8 protein-coding genes are annotated in these 8,780 nt (G+C 73.2%); 4 read left to right on the top strand and 4 right to left on the bottom strand.

From position 1 onward, the window contains the following. Positions 1 to 317: 317 nt before the first annotated feature. Complete coding sequence (locus ACFW1A_RS34630) at positions 318 to 1,322, top strand: hypothetical protein (protein WP_380416263.1); 1,005 nt, start codon at positions 318 to 320, stop codon at positions 1,320 to 1,322. A 40-nt stretch (positions 1,323 to 1,362) separates the two neighbouring features. On the opposite strand, the gene ACFW1A_RS34625 is transcribed toward ACFW1A_RS34630, so the two are convergent. From ACFW1A_RS34625 to ACFW1A_RS34615, 3 genes are read right to left on the bottom strand one after another with little or no spacing between them, the layout of a single operon-like run. Beyond that, a complete protein-coding gene (locus ACFW1A_RS34625) occupies positions 1,363 to 2,436 on the bottom strand; it encodes a threonine aldolase family protein (RefSeq protein ID WP_380416265.1) in 1,074 nt (357 codons plus the stop codon). Continuing rightward, entirely contained in the window at positions 2,433 to 3,182 is a 750-nt protein-coding gene (locus tag ACFW1A_RS34620; RefSeq protein WP_380416261.1) for an SDR family NAD(P)-dependent oxidoreductase, read from the bottom strand. Before ACFW1A_RS34620 ends, ACFW1A_RS34625 begins: the two co-directional genes overlap by 4 nt. After that, the gene (locus ACFW1A_RS34615; protein WP_380416259.1) at positions 3,179 to 4,579 is read right to left on the bottom strand and encodes a DUF6421 family protein; all 1,401 of its coding nucleotides are present in this window, start codon (positions 4,577 to 4,579) and stop codon (positions 3,179 to 3,181) included. The genes ACFW1A_RS34620 and ACFW1A_RS34615 overlap by 4 nt, the downstream gene beginning before the upstream one ends. Before the next feature lie 343 nt (positions 4,580 to 4,922). Between ACFW1A_RS34615 and ACFW1A_RS34610 the strand changes: the two genes are divergently transcribed. Both ACFW1A_RS34610 and ACFW1A_RS34605 read left to right on the top strand, forming a co-directional pair. Beyond that, positions 4,923 to 5,468 carry a DUF5134 domain-containing protein gene (locus ACFW1A_RS34610; RefSeq protein ID WP_380416255.1) on the top strand — a complete coding sequence of 182 codons (546 nt, stop codon included), beginning with the start codon at positions 4,923 to 4,925 and terminating at the stop codon, positions 5,466 to 5,468. 123 nt (positions 5,469 to 5,591) lie between these two features. Beyond that, positions 5,592 to 6,554: a M56 family metallopeptidase gene (locus ACFW1A_RS34605; RefSeq protein WP_380416252.1), complete on the top strand. Its 963-nt coding sequence runs from the start codon at positions 5,592 to 5,594 to the stop codon at positions 6,552 to 6,554. A 34-nt stretch (positions 6,555 to 6,588) separates the two neighbouring features. On the opposite strand, the gene ACFW1A_RS34600 is transcribed toward ACFW1A_RS34605, so the two are convergent. Then, a complete protein-coding gene (locus ACFW1A_RS34600) occupies positions 6,589 to 7,017 on the bottom strand; it encodes a MarR family transcriptional regulator (protein WP_380416250.1) in 429 nt (142 codons plus the stop codon). An 88-nt stretch (positions 7,018 to 7,105) separates the two neighbouring features. On the opposite strand from ACFW1A_RS34600, the gene ACFW1A_RS34595 reads away from it, so the two are divergent. Then, entirely contained in the window at positions 7,106 to 8,647 is a 1,542-nt protein-coding gene (locus ACFW1A_RS34595) for an MFS transporter (protein ID WP_380416248.1), read from the top strand. The last annotated feature ends 133 nt before the right edge of the window (positions 8,648 to 8,780 follow it).

Here is an 8,780-nt window from a genome sequence, read left to right as displayed (position 1 = left end):
ACCCCGATCAAGTGATCGAGGCCGGGGATGTCAACATATCTGGCGTTGACTTTTGGCACGCTGTTGAGTTCTCAAGGAACGGACGCTTCCTTCGATCCCGCTCTCGCGTTTTCTCCGGGCGCTTCGTTCTTACTTCGTAGAGCTTATCAGACCCTTTTCGCTCCGTTTTACCGGAGTTTCTCTGGCTGCTTCGCTCCGCCGCCCCTCTCGGCGCGACTCCGGAACTGTACGGGTCCCCGGGCGCCACAAGCAAATCGGCCTCGGGCATTCTGAGCCGGAGTCAGCCGGCGGTACGCGGGAGGGATCGATTCATGGGCATGACAGAACATCTGAACGGGGCGGTCCGGGCGCTGCGCGAGGCGTGCCGGGGACTTCCGGTGACCGTCGAGGTCTTCGCCGGAGCGATCACCGGAGCGGTCCCGGCTCCGGAGCGCGTCGTCGTGCTGCTGCCGGGTGGCGGCCTCAATGCGCGGGCCAGTTTCACCGTCGGCCGCCACCGCAGCCTGGTGGAGTACCTCTCCGCGCACGGCCGACTCGCCGTCGGCATCACTCCGCGCGAGGACACCGAGGACCTGGCCGGGGCGGCCGACTGGGGACTGGCCGGCCACCGGACCGACGTCGAACGCGTGCTGGCGCTGGTCGAGGAGCACCTGCCGCTCCCCTACGAGGTGCTCGGCCACTCCGCCGGTGCCGCCCTCGCACTCGATCTGGCCGCCCAGCCGGGCTGCGCCGCGCGCCGGGTGCTGGTGCTGGACACCACCGGGCCGTACGACCCGCTGACCGAGCCCGAGCTGGTCGCCCGGGCGGACGCGCTCTGCACCGAGTTCCAGCGGCAGCTGGCCGAGGGCGGCACGGTCCTCGACCCGGGGTTGAAGGCCGCCTTCGAGTCCCCGGACGACGGCGCCGAGCTGCGGGCCCGGCTGACCTTCGCGCTCACCCGGACCAACGAGGTGCCGGGTCCCGCCAACTGGATCTACCACCGGGGCCACAGCGCCGGCGGCGACGCGCTGAACCTCAACGTCTGGTCCGCGGCGATGGCCGAGCTCGGCAGCGGGGTGCAGCCGATCGCGCTGCTGCGCGACCTGGCCGCGGTCTGGGCCGGGCGTGCGGACGTCTACCGGATCGACTGGTCGGCGATCCGGGCCGACGTGGTGTGGATCAACGCCGAGCACGGGCGCGGGGACCACGGTCTGGGCGCGCGGCTGATCCGGTCGGGCGGGGCCCGGGTCGACTACCGGGTGGTGGCGGGCCTCGGCCACGCCGACGTCCTCTGGGCCGGGGCGGCCGAGAAAACGGTCTGGCCGCTGCTACGGGAGGCGTAGCAGCGGCCGGACCGGTGCGGAGCGGCGGACGGAGCGGGCGTCAGCGCGCCATCTCCTCCGCGATCGCCGCGGCGAAGGCGTCGATGTCCGCCTCCGTGGTGTCGTACGAGGCCATCCAGCGCACCTCGCCGGTCTGCTCGTTCCAGAAGTAGAAGCGGTAGCGCTTCTGCAGCCGCTCGCTCACCTCGCGCGGCAGGACCGCGAAGACCGCGTTGGCCTGCACCGGGCGGACCACGGTGATGCCCTCGATCCCGCGCACCGCGGTCTCCAGGCGCTTGGCCATCGCGTTCGCGTGCCCGGCGTTGCGCAGCCACAGGTCGCCGGTGAGCAGCGCCTCGAACTGCACCGAGACGAACCGCATCTTGGAGGCGAGCTGCATCGACATCTTGCGCAGGTACTTGATGTTGCGGACCCGCTCCGGGTTGAGCACCAGCACGACCTCGCCGAAGAGCAGGCCGTTCTTGGTGCCGCCGAAGGAGACCACGTCCACGCCCGCGTCGGTGGTGAACTCGCGGAACGGCCGGCCGAGCGAGGCGGCGGCGTTGGCCAGCCGGGCGCCGTCCATGTGGACCAGCATCCCGCGCTCGTGGGCGTGGTCGCAGATCGCCTTGACCTCGTCCACCGTGTAGAGGGTGCCGAGCTCGGTGGACTGGGTCAGCGAGACGGCCAGCGGGGCGGCCCGGTGCTCGTCGTCCCAGCCGTAGGCCTGCTGGTCGATCAGCTCGGGCGTGAGCTTCCCGTCCGGGGTCGCGACCAGGTGCAGCTTGATGCCGGCCACCTTCTCCGGCGCGCCGCACTCGTCCACGTTGATGTGCGCGCTCTGCGCGGCGATCACCGCGCCCCAGCGCGGCAGCAGGGCCTGGAGCGAGACCACGTTGGCGCCGGTGCCGTTGAAGACCGGGTAGGCCTCGGCCCGGTCGCCGAAGTGGCGCTTGAACACGGACTGCAGGTGCTCGGTGTACTGGTCCTCGCCGTAGGCGATCTGGTGGCCGCCGTTGGCCAGCGCGATCGCGGCGAGCACCTCGGGGTGGACCCCGGCGTAGTTGTCGCTGGCGAAGCCGCGCACGGTGGCGTCGTGGTGCACCACCGCGTCGGTGCCGGCGGGGAAGGTCATCGGGCTGTCAGCCACAGGTGCTGTCCGTTCAGTTCTGCTGCGGGGCGGTTCCAGAGGTCCGCCAGGTGGTCGGCCAGGTCGGCGGTGTCGGTGAAGCCGGCGAACTTGGCCTCGGGCTTCTCGGCCCGCATCTCCGGGGAGACCAGGGCCTTGATCACCAGGATGGCAGCCGCCGCGGTGGGGGTGCCGTCCTCGGCGGTGGTCTCCTTCACGAAGGAGTTGGCCATCGCCAGCGTCCAGGCCTCGGTCGCGGCCTTGGCCGCGGCGTAGGCCGCGCCGCCGGCGGTGGGCTTGTGCGCGGCGGCGGCACCGATCATCGCGAACCGGCCGGCCGGGCTGCGCAGCAGGGCGGGCTGGAAGGCGAGCGAGGTGTGCTGCAGGGTGCGGACCACGGTGTCGTGCAGGAAGTCCCAGTCGTCGAGCCGCGAGTCGTGGAAGGTCTTGCTGCCGCGCCAGCCGCCGACCAGGTGGATCAGGCCGTCGACGTGCCCGTGCTCGGCCTCCAGGTGGTCGGCCCAGTCGTGCACCTCCTGCGGGTCGAGCAGGTCGATCACCTGACCGCTGACCCGTGCGCCCGGGACGTCGGTCCGGACGGAGTCGACGGCGGCGTCCAGCCGCTGCTGGTCGATGTCGGCGCCGACCACGGTCGCGCCGCCGGCCGCCAGGCGGCGCAGGGCGGCGCGGCCGGCCGGGCCGCTGGCACCGGCGACCGCGATGACCTTGCCGTGCAGGGAGTCGGTGCTCACGCGGCGACCTCCTGCAGGCCGGCGCCGGTGATGCCGGTGGTGGCGGCGATGACGCCGCCGAGCTTCTTGGCCAGGGCCTCGTAGAACATGCTGAGCGGGAACTCGTCCGGGTGGACGGCGTCGCACAGCGCCTTGTTCACGGCCTTGGTGCCGCCCGCGTCCAGCGGCAGCGCGGCCGGGCCCTTGGCCCAGGTGGAGGCCGGGTGCGGGGTGAGGTACCGGGAGACCAGCTCGTACGCGGCGATCCAGTGCGCGGTCTTCGGGCGGTCGATGCCGGCCCGGTAGAGCGCCTCGATCTCGCCGCAGAGCGCGTTGGTGACCTCGGCGACCCGGTCCCAGTCGATGGTCAGCCGGTTGTCCCGCCAGCGCAGCGCGTCGTGCTGGTGCAGGTAGGCGAAGAGCAGCTGGCCGCCCATGCCGTCGTAGTTGCGCACCCGGTCGCCGGTGACCGGGAAGCGGAACAGGCGGTCGAAGAGGATCGCGTACTGCACGTCGCGGCCCTGCTTGTAGCCCTCGGCCTCCAGCCGGACGGCCTCCTTGAAGGCGGTCAGGTCGCAGCGCAGCTCCTCCAGCCCGTACATCCAGAACGGGCTGCGCTGCTTGATCATGAAGGGGTCGAACGGCAGGTCGCCGTGGCTGTGGGTGCGGTCGTGCACCAGGTCCCAGAGCACGAAGGTCTGCTGGGACCGCTCCTGGTCGGCGATCAGCTCGGCGGCGTCGGCCGGGATCTCCAGGCCGAGCTGGCGCACCGCGGAGCCGGAGACGGCGCGGAACCGGGCCGCCTCGCGGTCGCAGAAGATGCCGCCCCAGGTGAAACGTTCCGGCGCCTGGCGCACGGCGACGGTCTCCGGGAAGAGCACCGCGGAGTTGGTGTCGTAGCCGGCCGTGAAGTCGGTGAAGGTGATCGGCACGAACATGGGGTTGTCGAAGCGGGTGCGCTCCAGCTCGGCCAGCCAGTCCGGCCAGACCACCTGGAGCAGCACGGCCTCCAGGTTGCGGTCGGGGTTGCCGTTCTGGGTGTACATCGGGAAGACGACCAGGTGGGCCAGGCCGTCGATCCGGTCGGCCGCGGGCTGGAAGGCCAGCAGCGAGTCCAGGAAGTCGGGCTCGCGGTACCCGGTGTCGGCCCACTTGCGCAGGTCGGCGCCGACGGCCTCGAGGTAGGCCGCGTCGTGCGGGAAGAGCGGGGCGAGCTCCTGGACGGCTTCCAGCACGGTGCCGAGCAGCGGGTCCACGGTGCCGCGCTGGACGGCGGACAGATCGATCGAGCCGTCCTTGGACTGCAGCGGGCGCAGTGCCTCGACGGCCTCCTTGAGGCGGAGCCAGGCGGGGTGGTCGGCGGGGGGCGCCACCGGAAGGTCGGCTGCCGCCGCGGGCTGCGACGAAAGATTCTGCATGGGAGACCTGCTTCAACAGAAGGTATTGAGTCAAGAACACGATAAGGACGAAAGGTTCTCCTGTTCAAGGGGGGACAGGGGAGAGAATCTGCGCGCCACCGGCCGTCTGCCCGGAAGCCTTGCGGTTGGCGGCAGTTGGCCCACCGTGTGACGTCAGTTGCTTCCGAGCCTTGCGGCGCGCGGGCGACGGCGCCAGGCGGGACGGCCACCCGGGCGGCACTGCGGCGCGCGTCCGGGAGGGCCGCCCGCCACGCACTTCCGTACGCCCCCGTGCGCGCCCTGCTGTCGGGCCCTCACCACGGGTGATCGTGGACCTCGTCCCGTGCGGATCGAGGGGGTGACCGTGCACGGACCCGTTCTGCTCAGCTGGCTGCTGGCCCTGCTCACCGCCGCCACCGGCACCATCTGCCTGGCCCGGCTGCGCCGACCGGTCGCGCGCCACCCCGGCCGCGGCTCGGACGCGGCCGAGGCGGCGATGGGCCTGGGCACCGCCGCCATGATCGTCAGCGGCGACCGGCTGCCGGCACCGCTCTGGGTGGCGCTGTTCGCCCTGCTCGGCGCCGTCTCGCTCGCCGCGGCGGTCGGCCACCGCGGCGGCCCCGGCGACGGACCGGGCCACCGGCTGCACCACGCGGTCGGCGCGGCGGCGATGGCCTACATGGCGCTGGCCCGGCCCGGGCGGGCGGCGCACCCGGGGATGGTGATGACGATGGGCTGGCCCGCACTGACCGGCGCGCTGCTGCTCTACTTCGGCGGCTACGCGCTCTGGACCGGCAGTCGACTGCTCACCGCGGACGGCACCGGCGGGGCGGCGCCCGGCGGCCCGGTCCCGCAGGCGTGCCGGCTCGCCATGGGGGTCGGGATGTTCGCCATGCTGCTGGCCATGTAGCCGGGGCCAGGGCCGCTGGTGTCCTTGGTCACTGCGCGTGGTCCGGCGTTCCGCGCCGGGCGAGCAGCGCCTAGATTGAGACGCAGCGCACTTTCGCGCTTTCCCCTGGGGGGACTTGCTGCCATGACGGCCCTGCTCGGCCTGCTGCTGCTCGGTCTGCTCTTCGCCGGCGCCGGGCCCCTCCTGCTGGCCCGGGCCCGCTGGGTCGAGCGCGAACCGGTGCTGGCGCTGCTGGTCTGGCAGTGCCTGGTGGTGGCGGTGCTGCTGTGCTGCGTGCTGAGCCTGCTGCTGGCGCTGTCGGCCGCACTGCCCGCGGTGCGCCAACTCCTCTTCCACGGCGCCCCGGACGGGGTGGAGGCGGCCTACGGCCTGGCCGGCCAGGAGGGCTGGGGCCGGCTGTGCGCCGCGCTGCTGGCGCTCGGCGGGGTGCGCACCGCGCTCTCGCTGGCCCGGGAGATCCGCGCGGCCCGGGCCCAGCGGGGCCGCCGGCACCGCGAGTTGGCCGACCGGGCGCCCGAGCTGCCGGCCGGAGTGGGCCACCAGCCGGCCCGGCGCGAGCGGTTGGTCGTGCTGGAGTCGGTCCGGCCGGAGGCCTGGTCGCTGCCCGGCTCGCAGTCCCGCCTGGTGGTGACCACGGGGGCGCTCAGCCGGCTCACCGACAACGAACTGCAGGCCCTGCTCAGCCACGAGCGCGGCCACGTCCGGCACCGCCACCACTGGCTGGCGCAGGGCGCCGAGGCGCTGGCGGCGGGCTTCCCCGGGGTCGGCGTCTTCTCGGCCTTCCGGGACCAGGTCGGCGAGTTGGTGGAGCTGGCCGCGGACGACCGGGCGGCCCGCCGGCACGGCCGGATGACCACGGCGCACGCGATGGTGGAGATCAACGCCGGGCGCGGGGTCTTCGGCGGCTGCCCCGGCGAGGTGGCGCCGGGCCACCTCGCCCAGGCGCCGCGCCGGGTGGACCGGCTGCTGGCCGGCGAGCCGCGCCTGCCGGTGGTCTCCCGGCTGCAGCTGACCCTGCTGGCGCTGGCCGCCCCGGGCGCGGTGCTGCTGACCGCTCTGGCCCCCGGGCTCGGCGCGCTGCGCTGACCCGTCCCGCGGCACCGCGTCGGGTCGACCGGCGTCAGTCGCAGGTGTCCCGAGGCCCCGTCAGCATCCGGGCGAGCACCTCGCGGTGCACCGGGCGGGCGGCCCGGTAGCGCTCGTGGCCCGGCCCGGTGAGGGTGACGTAGATGCCCCGCCGGTCCTCCGCGCACATCGCGCGCTCGACCAGGCCCGCCTTCTCCAGCCGGCCGATCAGCCGGGACAGCGCGCTCTGGCTCAGGTGCACCGTCTCGGCGAGCTCCTGCACCCGCAGCTTGCCGGGGAAGGCGTCGGCCTGCTCGGCGGCGGACTGCGCGAGGCGCTCCAGCACCTCGAACTCGCTCATTCCGAGCTCGAAGCGCTCCCCCAGCTCGCGGTCGAGCGCGCAGGCGGTCGCGGCGTGGCGGGCCAGCAGCTCGCGCCACTCCAGCACCAGGGCGGCCGCGTCGGCCGGGTCAGCGGTAGGCACGGGGCCGACGCTATCACATGCACGTGAACTATGTGTACCAGCATTAAATTCTCTTGCATTGATTGCATATGCATGTAGTGTCGCCCCCATGACCAGCAGCCATGACGGATCGCCAACTCACGCCCTGCCGACCACGGACGGCTCCACCGGCTGGACCCCCCGACTCTGGGGCACCTTGATCGTGCTCTGCGCCGCGCTCTTCCTGGACGCACTCGACGTCTCGATGGTGGGCGTCGCCCTGCCCTCGATCGGCACCGACCTCAAGCTCTCCACCTCCGCCCTGCAATGGGTGGTCAGCGGCTACGTGCTCGGCTACGGCGGACTGCTGCTGCTCGGCGGGCGGGCCGCCGACCTGCTCGGCCGCCGCCGGGTCTTCCTGGTCGCGCTCGCCGTCTTCGCCGCCGCCTCGCTGCTCGGCGGCCTGGTGGACGACGGCGCCCTGCTGATCGGCGCCCGCTTCCTCAAGGGCGCGGCCGCCGCCTTCACCGCACCGGCGGCGCTCTCCATCATCACCACCACCTTCGCCGAGGGCCCGGCCCGCAACAAGGCGCTGTCGATCTTCACGACCTGCGGCGCCAGCGGCTACTCGCTGGGCCTGGTGCTCAGCGGCCTGCTCACCTCGGTGGGCTGGCGCTGGACCTTCCTGATGCCGGTTCCGGTCGCCCTGCTGGCCCTGGTCTTCGCGCTGCGCCTGCTGCCCCGCCAGCCCCGCGAGTCGCACCGCGGCGGCTACGACGTGGCCGGCGCGGTCACCGGCACCGCCGCCCTGCTGCTGCTGGTCTTCACCGTCACCGAGGCGCAGTCGGTCGGCTGGGCGAGCCTGCGCACCGTCGGCTCGCTGGTCGCGGTCGCGGTCCTGCTGGCCGCCTTCCTGCTGATCGAGCAGCGCACCGCCCACCCGCTGGTCCGGCTCGGCATCTTCCGCAACGGCAGCGTGGCCCGGGCCAACCTGGCCGCCTTCGTCCTGATGGGCTCCTACGCCGGCTTCCAGTTCGTGGTCGCGCTCTACCTGCAGCGGGTGCTCGGCTGGTCCGCCCTGGAGATGGGCTTCGCACTGCTCCCGGCCGGCGCCCTGGTGGCCCTGTCGGCGACCAGGATGGGCGCGATCGTGGACCGGTTCGGCACCGGCCGGCTGCTGCCGCTGGGCGCCGCCTCGATGGTGGCCGGGTACCTGCTGTTCCTGCGGTTCGGCGAGCACGGCTCCTTCGTCGCCCTGGTGCTGCCCAGCATGGTGCTGCTCGGCATCGGGTTCGCCCTCTTCTACCCGTCGGCCAACATCGCCGCCACCGACGGGGTGGCCGACGAGGAGCAGGGCCTGGCCTCCGGGCTGGTCAACACCGCGATGCAGGTGGGCAACGCCCTGGTGCTGGCGGTGACCACCGCCGTCATCACGGCCGGCAGCCACGGCGGCACCGACTCGGCCGCCCAACTGGCGGGCTACCGACCGGCCCTGGTGCTGGTCTCCGGGGTCGCCCTGCTCGGCCTGCTGATCACCGGCGCGGGCGTGCTGTTCGACCGCCGACGCGGCGGCGCGCGGCACTCGGTGCCGGACTACGATTACGCGCGGATCGGCGCCGAGGCGGCGCTGGATGCGGGGGTGCCCGCGGCCCGTGGCCGCGAGCAGGTCTGACCGACCGTCAGCTCAGGGAAATGCGTTGCGGCGGGGGGGGGCCCCCGCCCCCCCCCGGCGGGGGGAGGGCGCCCCCCCCCCCACCGGCCGCCCCCCCCCCGACCCCCCGGGGGGGAATAAAAAAAAAAAAGAA

Origin of the sequence: Kitasatospora sp. NPDC058965, from assembly GCF_042741245.1 — a bacterium.
Classification (GTDB): domain Bacteria; phylum Actinomycetota; class Actinomycetes; order Streptomycetales; family Streptomycetaceae; genus Kitasatospora.
Note: the sequence above shows the minus strand (reverse complement) of the source record. Positions and strands in the feature narration are given on the sequence as shown.

Bases quoted from the DNA above. Each gene is read 5' to 3' on its own strand.
- ACFW1A_RS34630 (WP_380416263.1), top strand. From the start codon at position 318: ATGACAGAACATCTGAACGGGGCGGTCCGGGCGCTGCGCGAGGCGTGC.
- ACFW1A_RS34625 (WP_380416265.1), bottom strand. From the start codon at position 2,436: ATGACCTTCCCCGCCGGCACCGACGCGGTGGTGCACCACGACGCCACC.
- ACFW1A_RS34615 (WP_380416259.1), bottom strand. From the start codon at position 4,579: ATGCAGAATCTTTCGTCGCAGCCCGCGGCGGCAGCCGACCTTCCGGTG.
- ACFW1A_RS34605 (WP_380416252.1), top strand. From the start codon at position 5,592: ATGACGGCCCTGCTCGGCCTGCTGCTGCTCGGTCTGCTCTTCGCCGGC.
- ACFW1A_RS34595 (WP_380416248.1), top strand. From the start codon at position 7,106: ATGACCAGCAGCCATGACGGATCGCCAACTCACGCCCTGCCGACCACG.